The organism is Sphingobacterium chungjuense, assembly GCF_011316935.1.
In the GTDB taxonomy this organism is placed as follows: Bacteria; Bacteroidota; Bacteroidia; order Sphingobacteriales; family Sphingobacteriaceae; genus Sphingobacterium; species Sphingobacterium chungjuense.
This window is the reverse complement of sequence record NZ_WLYS01000002.1, coordinates 170,900-194,200: the sequence shown is the minus strand read 5'-3', so window position 1 is coordinate 194,200 and position 23,301 is coordinate 170,900. Positions and strand designations below refer to the sequence as shown.

Genomic DNA, 23,301 nt, shown 5'->3' with positions numbered 1-23,301 from the left:
AATGTTCTAACAACACATTATTATGAAAAGAGAAATTAGAAAATGGGTATATGCAATGGGTATGGTCACCGCTTTATCTACGATGAGTGCATGTACAGACTTAGAAGAAACGGTCTACGATCAGTTGATTACCGATAATTATTATAACAACAAAATGGAGACGCTGTCAGCTGTGCTCCGTCCATATACGCACGCCAATGCTTGGGCTACACCCGGTCAAAACGGCTGGTGGCGCTTAAGTGAATATTCTGGAGATCAATTGGCTTGGCCTCAGAAAGGCCGTCATGGTTTGGACAACGGAAACTGGATTCGCTTGCATGGCCACTCTTGGACGCCAGATGAGGATACAGTTAGGGATGCTTGGCGGTTGATGTTTTGGGGAATGGGCTTATGTACCGATCCAATCGAAAACTTGGAGCGTCGTGATGCCTCTGCGATGGGTATTACGGAAGAAGAACGTCTCGCTTATATTGGTGAGTTAAAGTTGTTCCGTGCTTTCCATTATTTAAAAATAATGGACTTGTGGGGGAATGTTCCCATTGTTACGCAAGTAGGTATTCCCATTAATCCAGAGACAGCGTCTCGCACGGAAGTTTTCAATTTTATTGAGAAAGAAATTCAAGAAAACATCAATAATGTTCCAGTGCTATCTACGGCGATGACAGGTCGTGTATCGCGTGCTGCAGGCTATGCGATGTTAGTAGAACTATACTTAAATGCAGAAGTATGGACAGGAACTGCCCGTTGGGATGATTGTATTACGGCAGCAAATCAATTGATCAATGGGGCTGGCGGTGCGCAAAATGGCCAAATGGCTTTGGATCCGAATCTTACAGATGCTTTCAGACCTGAAAACCATTTGTCAAAAGAAGTGATTATGTCTATCGCTTACGAGTTCCAACGTTCGAATACACAGCCGCAATGGACGGCTGATTTCTTCTACTTCAATCAACGTGATATCACTGGTGGCGGACGTAATGGAAATAACGGTACGGTGGTTATTCCTGGTGTTTACACTACGTTCCAAGATACCGATTTACGTAAAAAAGAATGGTTTTTATTTGGGCCGCAGATGAAATTCTCTGATCCGACGCAGCCTGTACTAGGCGCGTCTGATGAATATCAGGGGCGTCCAATTGCTTTCGTAGACAATATTCGTTTGAACCTAGTAGCGCAAGCTAATGGAACTGATCCAGAACTATTGGAATCCAATATGCGTACAGGAGAAGGAAATAGCGGTGTTCGTTTTAATAAATACAAGCTAGGACACTTGGCTCATCCAAGTTACAATAGTACGGATTGGAATGTATATCGCTTAACTTGGGTTTACTTTGCAAAAGCAGAAGCTATCATGCGTAAGGCAGGAGGCACTGCTAACCAAGAAGCAGTCGATCTGATCAATGCGTCTAAATCTCGTGCTTTTACACAAGTAGATCAAGCAGCAAACCTTTATACAACTGCTACATTAACGCTTAATGAGTTGTTAGCAGAGCGTGGCCGTGAATTTATCTTTGAGGGATACCGTCGTCAAGATTTGATTCGTTTTGGCGTATTCCACACCAACTCTTGGTGGGATCACCAACCATCTGATATCAACAAAACGTTGTTCCCAATTCCAAATAGACAACGTGTTCTAAATCCAAACTTGGCGCAAAACCCGGGTTATAATTAATATCATTGTTTGTTCTTAAAATTGTGCTTAGGGCTTCCGAATTCGGAAGCCCTTTTTTGGTTCATAAAGCGTCATAGCTAATAAGCTAAATCTTTTTAAACATTAATTTAGACTTATTCAAAATAATAATATATTTGCAGACAAATTATACGTCATGAAGCATAGTCTACCATTTATCGCTATCCTTTTAGCGATCCAAACACTTTCTGCGCAGCAACAGCAGCGAGATACACAACGCACGCGCGATACTTCCACCACGCGAAGTGTGGAAGACGTGATCATTGATGGCTATGTCAAGAAGAATTCGCCTACAGTGAATCGCATGCCACTCAAGGCGATCGAAAATTCACAAGTATTCTCTTCTATTGATCGCACTGCGTTAGAAAATCAGCAGATCACGACGGTGGATGATGGTTTCAGAAACGTTGTTGGTTTACAAAAGATGTGGAATGCTTCTAATCGAAGCGGAGATGGTGGCGCGTACGTCAACTTACGCGGTTTTGTGACCAACAATTCCTTGCGTGATGGCTATGTGGCGCCCGTTACTTCGACGATGGATGCGATCAATATTGAAAAAATTGAAGTGCTAAAAGGCCCTTCAGCAACCTTATTTGGTACCGGACCTACTTCGTATGGAGGTGTGATCAACCGGGTAACGAAAAAGCCTTATGAAGAATTTGGTGGCCATGTGGCTATCTTTGGCGGTAGTTTTAATCATTATCGTGCACAGGCCGACATCAACACACCGCTCAACGAAGACAAATCCCTGCTTTTTCGGTTAAATACAGCATATACCAATACCGGAACGTTTCAAATAAAGGATGCTAGAAATCAATTTTTTACCTTAGCACCAAGCTTAACTTGGAGAGTAAACGATCGTTTGGATATTAATCTAGAATACGAGCATTTCGAGAATAAAGCGATCGCAGAACAGAGTGTATTTTTCTCCTATTCCCCTTCACAGTATGGTTATAGCGATATGCACGCCCTCGTCGAAGATACAGGGATGAAATATCGGGAATCTTATATCGGTGATGGCTTGTATAATAACGGTCGTACGAGTAACATATTTGCCACAGCACATTATCAGATATCAGACCGTATCCTGTCTACAACGGCAGTAAATAAAGCTTACAACCGATCCGACGGCCGGAATCCTTTCTTTTATATTGGTCGGGAGGATCTTTGGGGCAATACAGGTGTATTAGGCATTCATCAAGCCGATCAGTCAACCGCAAACAGTCATCAAGATATATTCCAAATACAGCAAAACTTTAATTTTGAAGGGCAGATTGGCGAGATGCGTAATCGTTTGGTCGTCGGTGGCGATTATATGCGTACCAACAATCGTCAGTTCTTTTATTCTGCCACCATGCGGTTTATGCCATTCACCGGTGGAGATTACGCGGTATTCAATGCCGAGTTCGTAGATGCATATTATCAGAATCTACGTGATCAGGGCACTTTTGATGCCTTTGCTTATCCATTGATTGATGATCAAGACACGTATAGTTTTTATGCGTCTGATGTACTTACGCTAACACCGAGACTAAATGTCATGGCGGCATTACGTTATGAGAGCAATGACTTCTTAGGTGGCAACTTATACAATGCCGTGGCCGAATCGTACAAGCAATCGGGCTGGTCGCCGAAATTTGGTGCTGTATACGAGATTGTGAAAGATAAATTTTCGGTCTTTGCGAATTATCAGAATAGCTTTACCTCTAATGGTTATTTTATTTCAGATGTTTCTGGAACGGTAGCATTGTCTAAACCTGAAACGGCCAACCAATGGGAGGGAGGTCTGAAAGCGGATTTGTTGAAAGGCAGAGTGAATGCTTCCTTAAGCTATTACGATATCACTGTTAGCAATAGTTTGCAGAATAATGGGCTTACGACTGATGGAGGGTTCCTAGTGCAAGATCAATTGGGAGAGCGCACGAGTCGTGGTGTAGAATTAGAAGTCAATGCTTATTTAGTAAAAGGATTTACCGTTATTGGCGGTGTGAGCTACAATGATTCAAAAATTAGTGAAACCACGGACGCCAGTACATTAGGGCGTCGTCCTACAACAGGAGCTGCACCTTGGCAGGCAAACTTCTACGCAAACTACAATTTCTTAGACGGCGCGCTCAAAGGACTCGCTTTTGGATTTGGAGGAAATCACGTGGGAGCAATACCGATATTTAATACGACTACAGCTGTATTTGAATTACCAAAATACACCGTGTTGAATGCGAATGCGTATTATGATTACAAGCAATTTCGGATTGGCTTACGGATGGATAATCTGACCAATGAGCGGTACTGGATTGGGTACAGTACGGCCAATGCGCAACCAACACGGAATATTATTGGGAATATCACATACCGTTTCTAACGAAGGAAAGAAAAAAGATCAATGTTGGGAGAGAAGAAAAATAAAAAAAAGTCATTCATAAAAAGATGGTTTGGCAAATTACACCTATGGTTTGGCCTTGCCGTGGGCATACCTGTGGTCATTATTTCGATCACTGGTGCTTTATATGTATTCAAAGATGAGTTCGAGAATTTTACCCGTCGGGATGTGATTTACCATCACGAACCAGATATTGCATCCAAAGAACTTATTCCCATTTCGGTATTAGCAGATCAGGTAGAGCAAGCTTGTCCAGAAGATTACCCGTTGCATTGGGTGAATGTGCCTGTCGATCCAGCCATGTCTTACCAGTACTATTACTACGAGCGAAATCCTGATGCATGGCATTACTTTGATGAGGTAGTTATTTACAAGCTCATTTATGTGAATCCTTATTCGGGCGAAGTCCTGCGTGTGTACGATGAGAAGATGGGCTTCTTCAATATTGTGAAGATGATCCATTTCAGCTTTCTTTTACAATCAGAATGGGGCAAGTATGTGGTGGGCATACCGGTGTGTCTATTTGTGTTTATGCTGATTTCTGGTATTGTATTGTGGTGGCCACGCAACAAAGCGGGTAGAAAGCAGCGCTTTCAATTTAATTGGAAAAAAACGACGAAGGCCAAGCGTAAGAATTATGATCTACACAATATCCTTGGATTTTACGGATCTATATTCGCTCTAATATTTTCGATCACGGGTTTGTTCTATTGTTATTTTGTGATCCAAGCTTTTATCTATGTTGTATTTTCTGGTGGCGAAACGGTATATCCCGATCATTCTCATATTACCACTACGGCACCGGAGTCCGTCCGGACAGACTACACCTTAGATTCGATTGCCAATCAGGTAAAAAGACTGTATCCCGAAAGCTATGGCTTTGCCTTGGATCTGGGGGATGATCACCTCGACGACCACATTCATCCAAACTTTGAAGTGTACGTCAAGCATCTTTCGTATTCATATCATCAGATGAGTCAGTTGATTTTCGACGAGCACTCTGCTGAATTGTTGCATACACACGATTATAAAGACAAAAATTTTGGTGAAAAGATGGTCGGAGCAAATTATGATATTCATGTCGGTTCCATCTTTAATCTACCTACTAAGATTATTGCCTTTTTGGTCAGTTTGATATGTGCTTCGTTGCCCGTTACTGGATTTATGATCTGGTATAATCGAAAGAAGAAGGCTATTTGAGTGTAAAAACGTCCCAAAAGGACGTTTTTTTTTATTTTTTGTATCTTTGTAGTAATGAGGAAATGCAAAATATACAATATCAACTATTGCTTATTTTATAAAACCAGAAAGACTTCGCGCAACAACTCTTTGAAGATCCCTCCGTGCGCGCACTAATGGTGCAGTTTCCTATCCTTTAAAACTGTTTTGATACTACCTTATTTGATCTTGCCATAATAGCAGATTAAGCATCGGTAATTTTTGGAAACCATTGGTATCCATTCCATTTATGATAGTCCCAGCGGCTATTTTCACTAGATACATATTATGAAAGAAGAAAGACCCGTAAAAATTAAGGTCGAAGATTTAGTATTGATTTTCGGTAAGCAGAAAGAAAGTGCGCTGAAGATGCTAAAAGAAGGCCATACCAAAAAAGAAATATTGGCAAAAACTCATTGCACGGTAGGTATCAACCGGGCAAATTTTGAAATATACGAAGGTGAGTTCTTCGTGATCATGGGATTGTCGGGTAGTGGGAAATCCACCTTGCTACGCTGTCTTAATCGATTGATTGAGCCAACAGGTGGCAATATATATGTCAACGGAAATGACATTACCCGAAAAAATCATCAAGAGCTACTCGACGTACGTCGAACAGAGATGAGCATGGTATTTCAAAAATTTGGTTTACTGCCGCACCGCAGTGTACTGGACAATGTCGCGTTTGGCTTAGAAATCAGAGGCGAAGATCTGGAAGCAAGAACGAAGAAAGCACAACAAGCAATCGATACAGTAGGGTTGCAAGGTTTTGAACAGCAATCGCCTGCCCAGTTATCCGGTGGTATGCAACAGCGGGTGGGCTTGGCGCGCGCACTTACTAATGATCCAGAAGTATTGCTGATGGATGAAGCGTTCTCGGCATTAGATCCATTAATCAAAACAGAGATGCAAGATGAATTAATCAGCTTGCAAAACAAACTGCGGAAGACCGTCATATTTGTAACCCACGATCTCGATGAAGCCATCAAGTTAGGAGATCGGATCGTAATTATGAAAGATGGGATTATTGAGCAGATTGGCACGGCAGAAGAAATCTTGACTAATCCAGCTACGCCATATGTAGAAGCTTTTGTGGAAAAGGTAGATCGCAAGACCATCATTACGGCAGGTTCCTTAATGCATCAGAAGCCAACGACGGTGCGCTTTGGAAAAGATGGTCCAGAGGGAACCTTACGCAAAATGCGCACAACGGGATTAGATGTGTTGCCTGTAGTAGATGATAATCAAACGTTCTTGGGTTTTGTATGGGTCAATGATGCGGTATTATGTGCCAAACGAAAAGATCCAACGGTGGAGAGCATTTTGAAAAAAGAAGTGCCTACTGTGACGACCGAAGTGACTGTCGAAGAAATGTTGCCCCTAATTACTGCCACAAGATCGCCCATCGCGGTGACGGAGAAAGATACCGGCGTATTGCTGGGTATTGTATCCCAAAACTCTGTCGTGATCGAAGCGACGCGCTTCAACGAGCAAGAGATAACTGAATTGAAAGAAAACGCCAACCACAACTAAAACATGGAAAAAACAATAGATATAGGACAATACATCGCCATCGCAGTCAAATGGTTGATGGCCAACCTGCGACCATTATTTGATTTTATAAAAACCTCTGGCAATGCCGGCATTGAAAGCATTGAATGGGTACTGGTGAGCGTACCATTTTTCATTACGATTGCTTTATTTACGTTTGCCGCGTGGCGTTATGCCAGTCGCGGTGTAGCTGCATTTACCTTATGTGGCCTAGCACTGATCTATCTGATGGGATTCTGGGAAGAGACCATGCAGACGCTGGCCTTGATTATTTCATCCACCATTATCGCCTTGATCATCGCCATTCCGTTGGGTATTTGGTCGGCCAAGAATATGACTGCACATCGCGTTATTCGACCATTGCTCGACTTGATGCAAACCATGCCTGCATTCGTGTACTTAATTCCGGCAGTATTATTTTTCAGTATTGGAAAACTTCCGGGCGCATTTGCCACCATTATATTTGCCATGCCACCGGCTGTCCGATTGACCGCTTTGGGCATTCAGCAAGTTCCGGGAGATGTGTTGGAAGCAGCACGATCACTAGGTGCTACGCAAAAGCAAATCTTATTTAAAGTAGAGTTGCCGCTGGCCTTGAAAACGATTTTAACAGGCGTGAATCAAACGATTCTGTTGTCGCTTTCCATGGTCGTGATTGCAGGTATGATTGCAGCAGGCGGGTTAGGAGAGAAGGTATTAGAAGGTATCAATAATTTGGACATTGGTTTGGGTTTTGAAAGTGGTTTGTCCGTGGTCATTCTGGCTATCGTGTTGGATCGTATCACGCAAGGATTCGGTAATAAAATTAGTGTAAAATGAGACGTATAATATATAGCGTTGGCATTTCTATCGTCCTCTTCCTCGTATTTGGGAGCTGTGGCGGTAGGATTGGCAAACGCATCAGTATGGGAATGGTAGAAGGTTGGGCCGAGGGTAATGCCATGACCTTAGTCACCAAAGAATATTTATCACAAAAAGGTTATCTGGTCGTGACGCACAAAGCAGCGCCAAACTTACTGCTGGCTTCGATGGATAATGGCGATACCGATGTATTTATGAATGTGTGGCTGCCTACGACGCATGGCGATAAAGTCGCTCCTTTTGATCATATTAAAAGCGCTGGAATTAACTACGAAGGCGCACGTTTAGGATTGGTTGTGCCCAAATATGTCGATATCAATTCCATTGAAGAATTGAACGCCAACAAAGATAAGTTTGGCGGACGCATTGTTGGTATTGAACGTGGATCTGGTATGGCTACCTATACGGATAGCGTGCTGTTGGCGTACGATTTAGATTATCGGCAATTGAATTCTTCGATGATTGCGATGGCTTCTGAATTGCAAAAAGCCATCGATGAGCAGCGCTGGATTGTGGTTACCGCTTGGCAACCGCATTGGCTTTTCGGCCGCTACGATGTGAAGTTTTTAGAAGATCCGAAGAAGATTTATGGCGATACCGAACACATCGAAACATTCGTACGCGACGACTTTGAAGCAGATTATCCTGAAGTTTATCGGTATTTTCAACATGCTTTTTTTGAAGAAGATGTGCTTTCCGAATTGTTAACACGCATGGAAGCTAGTAAGAATGAAAAGGAAACTGCCCGAGAATGGGTAGCGGAGAATAAGGCGTTACTCGACGCTTGGTGGGGTAGCAGCGAATAAACTGAAAAAGGCATCCAATGGGATGCCTTTTTCAGTTATAGTATTTCTTGCTATAAAAAAATAGCTACACGCGAATCTGTCCTTCGCCAAATACATAGTATTTGTTCGTAACCAATTGCTCTAAACCAAGCGGTCCGCGATGATGCAATTTGTCGGTACTAATGGCTAGTTCAGCACCCACACCCATTTGTCCACCATCAGTAAAGCGTGTCGACGCATTGTGATATACTGCTGCACAATCTACTTGCTCCATAAAAGCTTGCGCTTTCTCGGTGTCTTTGGTGAAGATAATGGCCGAATGACCACCACTGCAATCGTTAATTTTTTCGACGGCAGCAGGCAATTCGTTCGCTACGCCGATGGCAATCTTTTTAGCCAAGAATTCTTCGTGCCATGCTTCCTCGGAAAGTGGCTGAGCAGCCGCAAAATAAGCACGAAGTGACTCATCTGCAAGGATCTCCACAGATTCTTGTGCAAACTGTTTGCCCAACTCGCGAACGCGTTCCTCAAAATTCGGCAAAGCCGGATTAATTAAAATTTTATCTAAGGCGTTGCAGGCACTGATTTTGTCGACCTTGGAATGTACAACTACTTTGAGTGCCATTTCCCAATCGGCATCTTCGGCAATGTAAGCGAAGTTATTGCCGCGGCCACTGATCAATACGGCGCAACGCGCATGCTCTTTCACAAATGCTATTAAGCGCTCACCGCCACGAGGTACGATAAGGTCTAGGCGCTGCGGTGGATTGCGCAAGAATTCTTGCGTATCTTCTCGGTTCAGCGTTAAAAGCTGAATCCAATCCGCCGGAAGATCATGCTCGGCTAATGCTTTGTGCCAACAATCTACCAACGCTTGATTGGTATGAATAGCTTCTTTACCGCCTTTTAACAGGATGCGATTATTAGCTTTGAAAGCCAATACGGCTGCTTCTATCGTCACATCTGGCCGCGATTCGTAGATAATCATAATGGTGCCAAATGGCGCCGTCTGATTGACGATATGCAAGCCGTTTTCTAAAGTAAGATCAGAAATGGTTTTGCCGACAGGATCTTCCTGTCCGGCTACCGCGCGTACCGCGCGAATCATTTCGTCGATCTTCTTGTCATTGACCAATAATCGGTCGTAAAGCGCTTGATCCTTACCTTCGAAATGGGCAATATCTTCCGCGTTAGCGGCTAAAATTTCGGTGCGACTATGGTCTAATATGTTGATCATTGACGTCAACACCTGATTTTTAATGTCTGTATGTAAACGTTTCATGTTATTTCTCTTTATTAATGTAATAGATTGGTATGATAGACTAAACGGTAAATTTTGTACCTACGTCTACGCCATTCACAATATCTAATACAACGTTGGGTCTTTTACCATTTGCAATATAAGTGGTTATACCCAGATTAGCAGTCTTTTTAGCGATATTAAGTTTGGATTTCATACCACCACGACCTTGTGCTTCCCCTTTGGTGCTTTCTTGCACAAATTGCTCCACCGGTTCGTCAGCACTAATGTGACTCAATAGTTCACTTTCTGGATCTTCTGGATGTCCGCTAAAGAAACCATCCGCGTCCGTCAGCAAGATGAGCATATCAGCTTTGATCAATTCGGCGACTAAGCTCGCCAACTCATCGTTGTCTGTAAATGTAGACATCGATAGCGAAACGGCATCATCTTCATTGGCGATCGGTACGACCCCTTCTTGAAGTAATCCTTCATAACAGTTAATCATGTTTTCGCGGTGTGGCCCAGCATCAAAATCCCTTTTGGTGGCCAATACTTGCGCACAACGGATGCCGTACGAGCGAAATAAGGTGTAATAGTGCCGCATCATGCGCGGCTGACCGATGGCGGAAAATACCTGACGGCGAATGATTTTGTCATCTGTTTTCAACTGATGGCGCATCACCTCTTTGCCTGCGATCACAGAACCAGAAGAAACCAATACCGTCATGATGTCTTGCTCATGGAGGTAAGCGATCTGGTCCACTAATTTTTGAAGCACCTTTTCTACGATGCGATTGTCTTTGTTGGTAATAACGTGAGTCCCCACTTTGATGACTACACGTTTTATAGGTTTAGATTCTTTCTCTATTGTATTATGCATGATTAAATTCTTTTCCAAGTTCTACCGCTCTGTTAAATGCAGCGTAAGCGGCTTCTTTAATTTGTTCTTTTACATTATTGTCTTCCATGGAGTCCAGTGCGGCTTGTGTAGTACCACCTTTGGAAGCTACTTTGGCCATCCAAGCATTGGGATCTAAGTCAGACGAGCCGAAGAGTTCTACGGCGCCGGCAAATGTTTGGTAAACCAACGTGCGCGCTTCTCTACCGGAGAAACCCATTTGCTGTGCTGCCTCCATCATAGATTGCATAAAATAAAAGATATAAGCGGGTCCACTTCCTGAGATTCCAGTGGAAGCGTCGATGTCGTTTTCGGTATCTAAATAGATGGAGCGACCAGTCGTATCAAGCAGTTGCTTGATGGTCGAGCGTTCTAATCGCGAAACTTCTTTGGATGCGGTAAAGGAAGTCATCCCTAATCCGACCTGTGCTGGCAGATTGGGCATCGCACGAATCACTTTTGTCATGCCGAGTCCTTCTTGAATCACTTTGATGGTAACGCCTGCCATAATCGAAACGAAAACTTGTTCCTCATTAACAAAAGGGCGCATTTGTTCCATTAATCCTTGTGCATGATTAGGTTTTACGGCGATAAAGATCACATCGGCTGCAGGCAAGCATGCGCTCAATTCGGTATAGCCATCCAACAATGGGTTGGTGGATAATTCTGCGACACGCTCCTCTGATTTGTCCAAAATCATCAGATCGTTCGTTTTTAATATAGTAGATTTTGCAATAGCTTCCGCGTAGGTGAAGCCCATATTTCCCCCTCCAATTACGAGTACCTTCATAGATATGTAATATTGATTTTAAAGTTTGTAGAAATGAAGATTTTCTTCACTTTTTCACCTAAAATGAAGCAATATCCATGCAAAACGTGTGAAAATTGACGATTTTTTTATTTTTCCATAAAATCGACAGACTCAAAAAAATCATTATAGAGGGTATTTCTTGCCTATCTCTCTTCAATTGGACAAAATGAAAGAAGACTGCAAATGTGTCATAAATACACTTTGTGATTTTAAAATCTTGTTTTTGGTACTGACAAATGTGCGTTTTACACTATATTTCTACCGTATGATCGTTCTTATTCGTAACCCTCCAGCACGATCAGCGATATTGGTGCATTGTTAATCGAGGACATGATCTCCTACCAATGCAACGGTATGGTGGGATGAATCAACCTACAATTATCAGTGGAATAATTTCCTTCGTCGTTTACATTTCATTGAATCTATAATATAGACTATGAATGGTATGATGGCATACAACAAAAAAAACCGCGTATGTTTTATCGCTAAAACATACGCGGTTTATAATAGTGCTCTAAAAAATATTATTGACCAGAGAAGAATGTTGAAATTTTCAATGCTTTTGCTTTCGCTTCCGGTGTGTCTCCTGTACTAGCTTTATCTCCTAGTAGCACGATAGAGATATAGCTATTATTTCTCAGGTCAGCAGACGCTAACTTAGCCAATTCTTGGCCATCCAGACTTTTCACAATAATATCGGCAGCTCCACCACTTTTAGGGCTAAGTATGAATTTTTCGCTGTTCGATGAGTTAGCTTGAGTTTCAGGTACTCTATTGCTTAGTGCAGTTACTTTTTCACCAGCGATAAAAAGATCGACCGCTTCTACTCCAGAAGCTAAATTAAGGAATCTGATACGTGGTGCCGTTTCTGTGCTTTGATCCGGCGTATCGTTCAACATAATAAATTTTGCTGGAACAGTATTTCCAAAAATGTAAGCGGAGTAAAACTTATTTTCTGCTGTTTTCACTGGTGCTTTATCAACCAAGATTTGATTAGTCGCTTGATTGATGGCTGTTAGCGTCAGATCTGTTAAATTTGTATTTGGCAGGGCACCCGAATTTCTATCATATTGAAGTGTTCCTGCAGTCTGGTCACCAAATTTCAATTGAATACCTGTCTGCAAAGGAGAGTATGCGTTGATAATAGAAAGGAAAGAAGTTGGTGGTTGCGGAGTTGGTTCTTCATTCTTCATACAACTTCCAAACAACACGACGCTTAATGCTACTGCACAAGCATTCCTTAAATTCACTAATTTTTTCATGTAGATTTTACGTTAGTCTTCTTTATTATACTAATTGTTTTTCAATATCCATTATACGATGCAGTATACAGCTTCGCTACAGATGCTATTCATTTTTCTTTAGGGTAAGCTAAAAATACAAAGAGGTCACCGTATCGGCAACCTCTTTGTATTGTAAATCGGGTATTTTTGACGAATCTAATTATTCAAAATACTCTTTGATACGTTCAAAGAATGATTTTTCGTTTTTACCCGGCTGTGGTTTGAAGTTAGAAGACTCTTTTAGTTTTTCTAACACATCACGCTCTTCTTTGGAAACTGCTTTTGGCGTCCATACATTGACGTACACCAATTGATCACCTTTGTGATAAGAGTTTACTTCAGGAAGACCCTTGCCCTTTAAACGTAAGATTTTTCCACCTTGCGTGCCCGGTTCTATTTTAATTTTTGCTTTACCATCAATCGTTGGGATTTCCACGCTAGTTCCTAAAGCTGCATCCGCAAAATTGATGTACAAATCATAAATTACATTGATGCCATCGCGTTTCAAGGATTCGTGTGGAATCTCTTCTACCAAGATGATCAGGTCTCCCGGAATACCACCGCGCGGTGCCGCATTACCTTTGCCACTCATAGACAATTGCATGCCTTCGCTTACACCTGCCGGAATGTTAATCGTAATGTTTTCATCACTGCGAGTCAAGCCTTCCCCTTTACAGGTAGTACATTTAGCGGTAATTTCAATTCCTTCACCATTACACGTAGGACAGGTGCTGGTTGTTTGCATCTGACCAAGAATGGTGTTGGTAACGCGTCTTACTGAACCAGATCCGTTACATGTTCTACAAGTATGGTAGGAGCTTTTATCTTTTGCGCCAGTGCCATCACAGGTTTGACAGGCAACTTGTTTGTTGACTTTTATTTTCTTCTCTACACCTAAAGCGACTTCCTCTAGGGTGAGTTTTATTTTTACGCGTAAATTGGAACCGCGTTGCACACGACGACCACCGCCGCGCGAACCGCCGCCGCCGAAAAATCCTTCGAACGGATTGCCGCCACCGCCGCCACCGAAGATATCGCCAAACTGGCTGAAAATATCATCCATGTTCATGCCGCCACCGCCGCCGTATCCGCCAGCGGCACTGTTGCCTGCATGACCAAACTGGTCATAGCGTCTGCGCTTTTCTGGGTTGCTGAGTACTTCATAAGCTTCAGCAGCTTCTTTAAACTGCTCTTCGGCTTGCGGATCATCCGGGTTTTTGTCTGGGTGATATTTAATCGCTAATTTCCGATAAGCGGATTTTATCTCTGCGGCCTCTGCACCTTTAGAAACACCTAATACGTCGTAGTAATCTCTTTTTGACATCTTTATCCTTTTCTATTGACCAATCACCACTTTGGCAAATCGGATTACTTTATCATTCAACAAATAACCTTTCTCTACCACGTCGATCACTTTATTTTTCATGTCGTCGGTGGGAGCAGGGATCGCTGTAATAGCTTCTTGGAATTCAGAATCGAAAGCCTGACCAACAACGTCCATTTCTTTCAGACCTTGCTGTTCCATCAGTTTTCTGAATTTGGTATTCACCAATTCAACGCCTTGTTTTACGGTTTCTACATCTTGTGCAGCAGCCATCGAAATAAGTGCGCGATCCATATCATCCAAAACTGGCAATAGCTTTCCAATGACTTCTTTTCCAGCAGATTGAATGATCTCTATTTTCTCGCGAGAAGTTCTCTTTTTGTAATTCTCGAACTCGGCTAATAAACGCGCATATTTATCTTGCGCTTCCTCTAATTTTGATGCGATATCCGACTCTTCAACGATTTCTGTCGGTTCTTGCTCCATATTTCCCTCGTTGGTTTCAAGATTATCTTGTTCCAAGCTCTCTTCTTCTTGATTATATTCGTGTTCGTTTACCATGTTGCTATACTATAAAACAATCCCTTGTTATCCACAGGGATGTTCAATTTTTTTGCCAATACGCGATTCGCCGACAGGCTGTCAGTTTTCCGCGAGGTGGACTTACAATTTGTCTGATTTGTGTAATTGTGTCAGTTATTGACGGGCTTAAATAGTGACATTGTCGTGCAGTGCACCATCGGCCGTACGCAGGATACGAGCTGGCATATTACGAATGATTTGATAATCGTGCGTAGCCATCAATACCGCAGTTCCTGATGCCGCAATGTCGCGCAATAATAGAATGATTTCTTCTGAAGTGGCAGGATCCAAGTTACCCGTTGGCTCATCGGCCAAGATGATTTCTGGATCATTGAGTAAAGCACGGGCGATTACCACACGCTGTTGTTCACCACCAGATAATTCGTGTGGCATCTTTTTCAACTTGGAGCGCAAGCCTACTTTTTCCAAAACATCCACCATCTTGTTTTCGATCAGTCCGCGATCTTTCCAACCCGTTGCTTTGAGGGCAAATTCCAGATTCTTCTCAACGGTACGATCATTCAGCAAGTGGAAATCCTGAAATACGATCCCCAACTTGCGACGTAGGTAAGGTACTTCGTTGTCGTGCAGCTTTTTCAAGTCGAATCCAGCAATCATTCCTTCACCTGTAGCGATATATAGATCACCATAGATGATTTTCAAAAGACTACTTTTTCCAGATCCCGATTGTCCGATCAGATAGATGAACTCACCCGACTGTATGCTAAGATTGACATTAGCCAATACAAGGTGTTTCTGCTGATATATATCGATGTTTTTGAGTCTGATAACGGAATGTTCTGCCATAAAAAATTATAAATCAAGTTTGACGATCTGACCGAAAGGAATTTCTTGGGCGATCTGCATAATGTAATCCAATTTGTCTCCTAAACCTATTTTATCTAACGACTTATCCGGCCGATCTACGCGAAAGTAGGCCAATAGGGTAAAGGCTTCATCACGTAACTGTACGTAATCTGGAATTTTTGCGACACCTTTTACTTTTATTAAATACATCTCAACGGTCAAAAGCAAACTTTAGTTGCCAAATGTAAAGTTCAATTATCAAATGTATAGTTTTTTCATGATAAGCGCCCGAATTGCTCGGAAAATTAACAATTCTTTAGATCGAGCGACGCTAACCTATGCACTACCTGTGTTGTTCTAAGAATGCCAAAATATCTACGCCATCTGCATAATCATCCAACGCCGGACATTGGCTCTCGCCAAATGAAAACACCGGCACATTGGGCGTGATTTGCGCATTGGTGACCACGCATTGGATTTGATCTTGTGCCGCATCCAGATCATTAGCCACATTGGCCAATGTAGCATAACGCTCAAAATGCACTACCGCGAGGGGAGAAGCCCAGCTTTTGTCTTCCTTGAGCAATAGAAACCCGTTGTCGAAATGGACATCGGCATTTATTAAAAAGATAGACTTATTATAGTCGTAATTATTGCCGTACTTGTTATGTTGGCTCACCGATTGGAAGTCTGCAATACCTTCGTAAAGCTGTGCGATATCATAATTTTCTGGAATGTAAATCTTCGATACTGAACGACATCCTAAACCAAAATAATCAAAGATGTCTTGCCCCAATTGCGCTATTTGCTCGGGAGTCTCACTGCCATCCAGAATGGCGACAGAGTTTCTATTTTTGCGGATGATGTGTGGTTTTTTACCAAAATAATATTCAAAATAGCGAGCAGAATTGTTGCTCCCCGTCGCGATGATAAGATCATGCGCTCCTAAACGCTCAACGATTTCAATTTTAGCCGTAAATTGTGGTTCGATTTCTACCAGCTTTTGCAAAATCCAAGTCGTCAGTCCGGCATCATCCGATGACGGCTTGATCTGCACATTGAAACCACTAATCAGCACGCTTAAAATATCATGAAAGCCCACCAACGGTATATTACCTGCTAATACCAAGGCAACGGTTTTATCCGAAGGTTGGTCGGGAAGTGTTGCCACCCAAGATGTTAATTTTTCTTGGGTAAGATTTTGTGCAATAGCTGTTAGTTGTCTATGTACATTGTCGGCAGTATACCATGGATTCTTTACTTGCACAAGCGCTAAGAATTCGCGTAGGTTTTCCTGCTCAGCACGTAAGTAATTGCCCAGCTGTACAAATGCGTTTATTCGTTGATTCTTTGTCAAAATGCTACTTTCTTTAAATTATTTAGAACAAATCTCACCGAATTTTGCTCTATCTTTGCGAGTAATTCCAATCCGGTGTAATAATAATCTATAAAAATTGTAGATATTAATTAAGGGATTGTTTAACTTTGAAGTGCAAAACTAGTTTAAAAATATTATTGAGAGGATATAAATGGCAATTAAAATAACAGACGAATGTATCAACTGTGGAGCGTGTGAGCCAGAATGCCCTAACAATGCCATCTATGATGCCGGCGTAACGTGGAAATTCTCGGAGGGCACTGCTCTAGAAGGTGTGATTGATTTTGGTGACGGCGTAACATTGGATGCAAACGAATCGCAGGACGCTGTTTCGGACGAGGTGTATTACATTGTATCAGATAAATGTACAGAATGTGTTGGCTTTCATGATGAACCACAATGTGCTGCTGTATGTCCGGTAGACTGTTGTGTGGAAGATGAAGATGTGGTAGAGTCTGAAGACGAATTATTGGCTAAAAAAGCTTGGCTTCACGCGGAATAATTTGAGTTTCTTGTAACAATATTAAGTTTAATATAAAGAAAAGTGATAGGTTTGCCCTATCACTTTTTTTTGTTTGATAATTTTCGATATCTTCATATAAATTATGACCTCTAAATATAATATATGAACATTTACGAAGGTATTTCGATCGGCCTATACATGGTCTTGATGATCTTGATTGGGCTGTATTCATACCGGAAATCTACGGCTAATACCGAAGAATTTTTATTGGGTGGACGCAGTTTGGGCGCTGCAGTTACGGCATTGTCTGCCGGTGCTTCGGATATGAGTGGCTGGCTATTGATGGGCTTGCCTGGCGCGATGTATTTGTCGGGCTTGTCGGCTTCATGGATCGCTATCGGACTGACGTTTGGTGCATTTATGAATTATATTCTGGTAGCACCGCGCCTGCGCGCCTACACCGAGGTGGCTAACAATGCCATTACGCTACCCGTTTATTTTGAAAATCGCTTCCGGGACAAATCTCAATTATTAAAAATAGCGGCCAGCGTGCTCATTTTAATATTTTTCACGCTATATACTTCCGCTGGAATGGTATCTGGAGGACGCTTGTTTGAGTCCGCGTTTAATATGGATTATACGACAGGTTTGATGGTCACTAGCGCCGTAGTGGTTGCCTATACTTTCTTAGGCGGTTTTTTGGCCGTCAGTTTAACAGATTTTGTACAAGGCGCTATTATGGTATTGGCCTTGGTTATTCTGCCCATTGTAATGATCATGGAACTCGGTGGGCTTGGAGAAACGTTTTCCATCATTCGGCAGAAAAATCCTGACTATCTGGATCTTTTTAAAGGGACGACTACCGTCGGTATCGTTTCATTACTGGCTTGGGGTTTTGGTTATTTTGGGCAACCGCATATTTTGGTTCGTTTTATGGCGATTGATAAAGTGAGTCAGCTAAAGAAAGCACGTAATATTGGTATTAGTTGGATGATCTTTACAGTCGGCGGTGCTATGTTGGTTGGTTTGTTCGGGATTGCTTACCTGAACAAAAATGATGTAGCCATGATGTCACAGTTTGATGCATCGAAGGAGATGGCGGAAACCATCTTTATTTATTTATCTCGCATTATGTTTCACCCGCTGATTGGGGGTTTCCTGTTGTCGGCCATTTTAGCGGCGGTGATGAGTACTATTTCGTCGCAACTGCTCGTGACAGCGAGTTCGATGACGGAGGATATCTACAAGGCCCTGCTCCATAAGCAAGCTTCTGCGTCGCGTATGCTGATCGTTAGTCGCATGTCTGTGCTGCTGGTGGCGCTTATTGCAATTTTACTTTCCTTAAATCCACAAGATAGCATTTTGAATCTTGTGGGCAATGCTTGGGCAGGTTTTGGAGCGGCATTTGGTCCAGTTGTTTTATTATCATTGCTTTGGCGCAAATCTACTCGATGGGGAGCGCTGAGTGGTATGCTAACTGGTGGAATCGTGGTGTTGTTGTGGGTTTATGTGCCGCACGATTATAAGGAACTGTATGAGATCATTCCGGGCTTTTTTGCCGGTCTGTTGGTTAATGTGCTGGTATCATTGGCTACTTACAAATCTGATGACGGCATTACAGAAGAGTTTGATAAGATGGAGCGCATGTTGCAGGAATAATCAATGGGTTATAAATAATAAAAGCGACCCCAAAAGGTCGCTTTTATTATTTATTTGGTAAGTATACTTACGCGTTGTCTAACTGTAAGGATTCTTTATAGATCGCTTTCTTCACTTGGGTACGACGAGTAATGGATTTTTTCTCGTAAGCCTGACGTGAACGTAACTCTCTCAAAACGCCTGTTTTCTCGAATTTCTTCTTGAAACGTTTCAATGCTCTATCTAACGATTCTCCTTCTTTTACATTTACAATAATCATAGCTTTTTATATACCTCCTTTCGTCGTGGAATTCTTGGTGTGCAAAGGTAACTTTATTCAGGGATATATGAAAGCTTTATTCTAAAAAAATGGTAACGCTACAACTGCCAGTCAACCACGATTTTTTCTAACGGCTCTTCAGCGCTGCATAATGCGGTGTGTATACCTAACGATTTGGCGGTAGCCAAATGTTGCGGACTATCGTCGATAAATAATGTCTCTTCTGGTTTGATCTGAGCGTCATTCAACACGAAATCAAAGATCTCACGATCTGGTTTTCGCATGCCCATCTCATGCGAATAATATGTTTTCTCAAAGAATACCGCATTGCTTTCTACGCCATACACATCTTGTATGTGCTGCATGCAGTAGGCGTAATGGATCTCGTTGTTGTTGCTGAGTAAGAATAGCCGATACTTGCTTTTCAGCGCCTCCAGCACTTCGTGTTTGCCGGCGGATACGCCGATCAATAAAGCATTCCAAGCTTGATCAATGTCGGTATCCGAAAGGTGAGGAGCATTGGCCAGTATTCTAATACCTTCCCGAAATTGTGCCGGAGTAATCAATCCTTTGTCAAACTGGTCAAAAATTTCATTTTGCTGTTTATGTCCAAATACTTCTTCGACATTTTGTACACCTAATTGGCTAAAAGCTTGTTGCGCCAGGAGAAAGTCTATGGAGAAGATCACGTTGCCGTAATCGAGTATGATATTTTTGATATTTTGCATGCGAAGATTTTGATTTGTCGCTACAAATATCGATAATTGCATCGTCAAAACAGCTATTCAAGCATCGTTTCTGACAGCAAAAATAACCGCGCCTATAGCTCAGTCGGTTAGAGTAGAAGACTCATAATCTTTTGGTCCCTGGTTCGAGCCCAGGTGGGCGCACAAATCTAAAAAGTCGTTTTTCTGTACGGAAAACGACTTTTTTTGTTTCTCAGGGTACTTTAGGAGCTTGTGCCCTGCACTAATTGGAGTTCTCCGATTGGTGTGATTTACATAGTTTTTTGTTGAACTTCACGCAAAACGGTTACAAATAGGTTACAGTCCTTTTGCGTGGCAATTGTAGAATTATGGCAACAGTTAGCGCCAAGGTGTTTGATCACCACAAAAAAGCAGATGGAACGTACAATGTTAAAATTTGCATCCGACACAAAGGTTTAAGGAAGTATTTAGATACTTCGCACTTTGTAGTTAAAAAGCAACTAACGAGCGACTTCAAAATCAAGGACCCCTTCGTCGCAGATAAAGTTGAATCCCAGTTAAGAGAGTATAGAAAGCTGATTAGTGAATTGGATGATCGGTTAGATTTCTTTAGCGCAGAAGCATTGAGAGACTACCTGATAAATCAAAATGAGGATATCGACTTTTTAAAGTTTTGCTCTTCTCATATTGAAAGTCTAAAACAGAGCGGTAGAGTAGGATCAGCCAATAACTTTAGAGTCGTCAGAAATAGCTTGACTGATTATTTTAAAAGGGAAGCCATCTCGATAAAGGAGGTACATTCAAATATGCTTGCGAGCTATGAAAAATACTTACGCTCGGAAAGAATGATTACTCGTATTAATCAGAATGGAACCACAGTTGTAACAAAGAATAAAGGTCTCTCAAGTAGTGGACTACATAATCACATGCGTGATCTGCGTACGTTGTTCAACGCTGCTCGAGATCTTTATAATAATGAAGATTTGGGAATCTATCGAATAAAACATTATCCTTTCAAAAAGTATAAAATTGGTTCGGCACCATTAACAAAAAAAAGAAATCACACGATTGAGCAGGTTTTAAAGATTAAACATTGTGTTACGAAAGTTGACAGCAGGGCTGAGCTCGCTAGAGATATGTATATGCTCTCTTTCTACTTATGTGGAATGAATGCCGTTGATCTATATAATTTACGCGTAGATAACATAGTCAACGGTCGTGTAGATTACAATCGATCGAAAACACAGGGTAAACGAAAAGACAATGCTTTTATAAGTGTAAAATTGGTTGATGAAGCGAAGCCCTTATTGATGAAATATATTGGTCAAATCACCGATCGATATTCTGGAATTGATGGTTTTAATTGGGCTTTATATAAGGGTATGGAACAATTAAAAGTAATAACAGAATTACCTGAAGTTACTTTGTACTGGGCGCGGCATACTTTTGCCAATATTGCCAGAAACAAATGTAGGATGAGCAAAGACGACGTAGCATTAGCTTTAAACCATGTAGACAACGCTAACCAAACGACAGATATATACATTTCGAAGGATTGGAGTATAGTAGATGATGTGCAAAGACGTGTAATATCTGAACTAAAAAAAGTCGAGGGTAAACTTTTGAAACGTTAGAGAATTGATATCTGAAAACTTAAAAGCACTATTTATGAAAACGCTACTGAGACTTATCCTTACTTCCATTATTTCGACGGTCGGATTATTTGCTGCCTTGAGTATGAAAGAACCTTGGATCGGTTATGCTATCGCATTTTGCGCATGGCTTTTGTTTATTTGGACCATCACCAGTGGATCGCGTCGCTAGATCTTAATATAAAAATAGCTCTTGCAAAAGACAAGAGCTATTTAATCATTTGTTGTGAATAGATTGCAAAAATGATCCTATACGAACAAATATTGAAATCTGTATATAGCACCGTGTGATAAAAAAGATTAGGATACAATTTGTCACTCACTAGGTAGATACGGCAAACAGATCACAATTCAACGAAATATCAAAATTTAAAAATCAGCATTATCTAAAATACACAGGAGGTTCATAAATGTTCCGTCTTGTATTTATCATTTTCTGTAGACTATTGCGAGTATGATCGCATTAGAGTTTCTCTTAACCAAAAAAGCGACATACCAGTGAAGGTGTGTCGCTTTAAAAAATTGGTAAAAGTCTATTCCTGGTAAGATTCCATAGACAATGTCAAGGTTGCAGGAAGGATTAGCCCTAGTGTTGTTTTGGCATGAACGGTGATTGCATATCGACCGGCGGTTAATGTTTCATTTTTCTTCACTCGAACGATACCGGTTGCCTGGTCAACGCTGAAAACATTGTTCGTGTCTTCAAATTCGTTCCCATCTTTTTTAATCGCATGCAGTGAAAAGGTGCCTTTGTAATTTTCAGGGAATAGTGCCGGAGCATTAGAAACAAATGCATTCGAAAGCCCTATTTGCCGCAAACTTTCATCAATCGTTAGATCGTATTCTGGATAATATTGTCCGAAGAAAAAGTCGATTTTTGGAATAAACATAATTCGAAAATCTCTGACAGCAATAGTAAATCCGTCTTTCTCGAAAGAGGTTTGGATATCGATATTCGTTTCCTTAATTTCTTGAGGTTTAGGCAAGGCTTTGATGCTCAGTGTGTGTCCGGACACACTACCTATTTGTTCTGTGCCTGTTTTAGTAATCACTTTCCAAATGCCTGTACGTTGAACGCTGTCGGCGAATGATAAGTTGAATTTGTTATCGCTTGTTTCGCCGTAGAGCATATAGCTAAATTCAGCACTTGCGTCGGTATCTTGGTTGGTCAAAACAATGGAAGGAGCTTGTACTTTAATGCTAAGATTGTGTCTTCCTACTACATTCCCATTTCCGTCAGTAGCGATGATCGTCACTTTATAATCTTCAGGGATCTTCTTCTCGTTATTTGACGATAAAGCGCCATTGGGAAATAATTCTTCTGAGGAAATATGCAATAAGCCATCTGCCGGATGAATAGCAATTCCTTTCTCTAGGTATTGGCGTAGCGATTTTTCGTTCGTAATGGCCACATCTTCTGTGTTTGCGAAATCAAGCGAAAATTGAATGTTGTTTTTGTCCGAGTATGATTTGGTCAGGTCAAGTTGTTGTTCTTGTCCAAAATTTAATGTCACCGCGCTTGGAAGATCCATAGGTATCTCTGGGATCGTTTCTTCCTTTTGGCAGCTAGAGAAAATTGGCACAAAGAGTAGGAGCATGAAAAACTTGGTGATGCGATTAGTTTGGTGTTTAAACGTCATATGATTTGAAAATTTCTACAAAACTACATATCAAATATTTAAAATGCAATATTGTTGCATTTAATTTTATTTATCTATTTTTGCACGCAATTCAAATCAAGTAACTACTT

General features: G+C 41.5%; 22 protein-coding genes and 1 tRNA gene. 11 read left to right on the top strand and 12 right to left on the bottom strand.

Annotation, left to right across the window (positions count from 1 at the left end; genetic code table 11):
• The first annotated feature begins 22 nt into the window (after nucleotides 1-22).
• The 6 genes from GKO22_RS05615 (at nucleotide 23) to GKO22_RS05590 (ending at nucleotide 8,506) form a co-directional block, all read left to right on the top strand.
• Nucleotides 23-1,672, top strand: coding sequence for a RagB/SusD family nutrient uptake outer membrane protein (locus GKO22_RS05615; protein ID WP_166333111.1), 1,650 nt, complete (start codon nucleotides 23-25; stop codon nucleotides 1,670-1,672).
• 154 nt (nucleotides 1,673-1,826) lie between these two features.
• Nucleotides 1,827-4,052: a TonB-dependent siderophore receptor gene (locus tag GKO22_RS05610; RefSeq protein WP_166333110.1), complete on the top strand. Its 2,226-nt coding sequence runs from the start codon at nucleotides 1,827-1,829 to the stop codon at nucleotides 4,050-4,052.
• A gap of 21 nt (nucleotides 4,053-4,073) precedes the next feature.
• Nucleotides 4,074-5,270, top strand: a complete 1,197-nt coding sequence (locus GKO22_RS05605) for a PepSY-associated TM helix domain-containing protein (RefSeq protein WP_166333109.1) — start codon at nucleotides 4,074-4,076, stop codon at nucleotides 5,268-5,270.
• Nucleotides 5,271-5,576: 306 nt separating this feature from the next.
• Nucleotides 5,577-6,821 carry a quaternary amine ABC transporter ATP-binding protein gene (locus GKO22_RS05600; RefSeq protein WP_166333108.1) on the top strand — a complete coding sequence of 415 codons (1,245 nt, stop codon included), beginning with the start codon at nucleotides 5,577-5,579 and terminating at the stop codon, nucleotides 6,819-6,821.
• A gap of 3 nt (nucleotides 6,822-6,824) precedes the next feature.
• Nucleotides 6,825-7,658: an ABC transporter permease gene (locus GKO22_RS05595; protein WP_166333107.1), complete on the top strand. Its 834-nt coding sequence runs from the start codon at nucleotides 6,825-6,827 to the stop codon at nucleotides 7,656-7,658.
• Nucleotides 7,655-8,506, top strand: coding sequence for a glycine betaine ABC transporter substrate-binding protein (locus tag GKO22_RS05590; RefSeq protein ID WP_166333106.1), 852 nt, complete (start codon nucleotides 7,655-7,657; stop codon nucleotides 8,504-8,506). The genes GKO22_RS05595 and GKO22_RS05590 overlap by 4 nt, the downstream gene beginning before the upstream one ends.
• 64 nt (nucleotides 8,507-8,570) lie before the next feature.
• Here the strand turns inward: GKO22_RS05590 and GKO22_RS05585 are convergent, their stop codons facing one another.
• The 9 genes from GKO22_RS05585 to GKO22_RS05545 all read right to left on the bottom strand — a co-directional run bounded on the left by GKO22_RS05585 (nucleotide 8,571) and on the right by GKO22_RS05545 (nucleotide 16,790).
• Nucleotides 8,571-9,767, bottom strand: a complete 1,197-nt coding sequence (locus GKO22_RS05585) for a glutamate-5-semialdehyde dehydrogenase (RefSeq protein WP_166333105.1) — start codon at nucleotides 9,765-9,767, stop codon at nucleotides 8,571-8,573.
• 40 nt (nucleotides 9,768-9,807) lie between these two features.
• The gene (proB, locus tag GKO22_RS05580) at nucleotides 9,808-10,608 is read right to left on the bottom strand and encodes a glutamate 5-kinase (RefSeq protein WP_166333104.1); all 801 of its coding nucleotides are present in this window, start codon (nucleotides 10,606-10,608) and stop codon (nucleotides 9,808-9,810) included.
• Nucleotides 10,601-11,416 (bottom strand): pyrroline-5-carboxylate reductase, encoded by an 816-nt coding sequence (proC, locus tag GKO22_RS05575; RefSeq protein ID WP_166333103.1) that lies wholly within the window; start codon nucleotides 11,414-11,416, stop codon nucleotides 10,601-10,603. Before proC ends, proB begins: the two co-directional genes overlap by 8 nt.
• Before the next feature lie 545 nt (nucleotides 11,417-11,961).
• A complete protein-coding gene (locus tag GKO22_RS05570) occupies nucleotides 11,962-12,699 on the bottom strand; it encodes a DUF4397 domain-containing protein (protein ID WP_166333102.1) in 738 nt (245 codons plus the stop codon).
• Nucleotides 12,700-12,880: 181 nt separating this feature from the next.
• Nucleotides 12,881-14,044: a molecular chaperone DnaJ gene (gene dnaJ / locus GKO22_RS05565; RefSeq protein WP_116774782.1), complete on the bottom strand. Its 1,164-nt coding sequence runs from the start codon at nucleotides 14,042-14,044 to the stop codon at nucleotides 12,881-12,883.
• 12 nt (nucleotides 14,045-14,056) lie between these two features.
• Nucleotides 14,057-14,605, bottom strand: coding sequence for a nucleotide exchange factor GrpE (locus tag GKO22_RS05560; protein WP_166333101.1), 549 nt, complete (start codon nucleotides 14,603-14,605; stop codon nucleotides 14,057-14,059).
• Between the two features lie 147 nt (nucleotides 14,606-14,752).
• On the bottom strand, nucleotides 14,753-15,433 hold the full coding sequence (locus GKO22_RS05555; protein WP_116774784.1) for a cell division ATP-binding protein FtsE: 681 nt from the start codon (nucleotides 15,431-15,433) through the stop codon (nucleotides 14,753-14,755).
• 6 nt (nucleotides 15,434-15,439) lie between these two features.
• Nucleotides 15,440-15,643: a fructose-6-phosphate aldolase gene (locus GKO22_RS05550; RefSeq protein WP_066753972.1), complete on the bottom strand. Its 204-nt coding sequence runs from the start codon at nucleotides 15,641-15,643 to the stop codon at nucleotides 15,440-15,442.
• Nucleotides 15,644-15,776: 133 nt separating this feature from the next.
• Entirely contained in the window at nucleotides 15,777-16,790 is a 1,014-nt protein-coding gene (locus GKO22_RS05545) for an acyl-CoA reductase (RefSeq protein ID WP_166333100.1), read from the bottom strand.
• A 172-nt stretch (nucleotides 16,791-16,962) separates the two neighbouring features.
• Here GKO22_RS05545 and GKO22_RS05540 point away from each other — a divergent pair, with 172 nt between their 5' ends.
• Together GKO22_RS05540 and putP are read left to right on the top strand one after the other, a co-directional pair.
• Nucleotides 16,963-17,313, top strand: a complete 351-nt coding sequence (locus tag GKO22_RS05540; protein ID WP_166333099.1) for a 4Fe-4S dicluster domain-containing protein — start codon at nucleotides 16,963-16,965, stop codon at nucleotides 17,311-17,313.
• Nucleotides 17,314-17,436: 123 nt separating this feature from the next.
• Nucleotides 17,437-18,933 carry a sodium/proline symporter PutP gene (putP, locus tag GKO22_RS05535; RefSeq protein WP_166333098.1) on the top strand — a complete coding sequence of 499 codons (1,497 nt, stop codon included), beginning with the start codon at nucleotides 17,437-17,439 and terminating at the stop codon, nucleotides 18,931-18,933.
• 67 nt (nucleotides 18,934-19,000) lie between these two features.
• Here putP and rpsU read toward each other — a convergent pair whose 3' ends face one another.
• Nucleotides 19,001-19,192 (bottom strand): 30S ribosomal protein S21, encoded by a 192-nt coding sequence (gene rpsU, locus GKO22_RS05530; protein WP_066753982.1) that lies wholly within the window; start codon nucleotides 19,190-19,192, stop codon nucleotides 19,001-19,003.
• Nucleotides 19,193-19,290: 98 nt separating this feature from the next.
• The gene (locus GKO22_RS05525) at nucleotides 19,291-19,920 is read right to left on the bottom strand and encodes an HAD family hydrolase (protein WP_240920153.1); all 630 of its coding nucleotides are present in this window, start codon (nucleotides 19,918-19,920) and stop codon (nucleotides 19,291-19,293) included.
• Nucleotides 19,921-20,008: 88 nt separating this feature from the next.
• Between GKO22_RS05525 and GKO22_RS05520 the strand changes: the two genes are divergently transcribed.
• From GKO22_RS05520 to GKO22_RS05510, 3 genes are all read left to right on the top strand, one after another.
• Nucleotides 20,009-20,082: transfer RNA gene (locus GKO22_RS05520), tRNA-Ile, on the top strand.
• Between the two features lie 185 nt (nucleotides 20,083-20,267).
• Complete coding sequence (locus tag GKO22_RS05515) at nucleotides 20,268-21,533, top strand: site-specific integrase (protein WP_166333096.1); 1,266 nt, start codon at nucleotides 20,268-20,270, stop codon at nucleotides 21,531-21,533.
• 34 nt (nucleotides 21,534-21,567) lie between these two features.
• A complete protein-coding gene (locus GKO22_RS05510) occupies nucleotides 21,568-21,723 on the top strand; it encodes a hypothetical protein (protein ID WP_166333095.1) in 156 nt (51 codons plus the stop codon).
• Nucleotides 21,724-22,084: 361 nt separating this feature from the next.
• Here the strand turns inward: GKO22_RS05510 and GKO22_RS05505 are convergent, their stop codons facing one another.
• A complete protein-coding gene (locus GKO22_RS05505) occupies nucleotides 22,085-23,191 on the bottom strand; it encodes a hypothetical protein (RefSeq protein WP_166333094.1) in 1,107 nt (368 codons plus the stop codon).
• Nucleotides 23,192-23,301 lie beyond the last annotated feature (110 nt).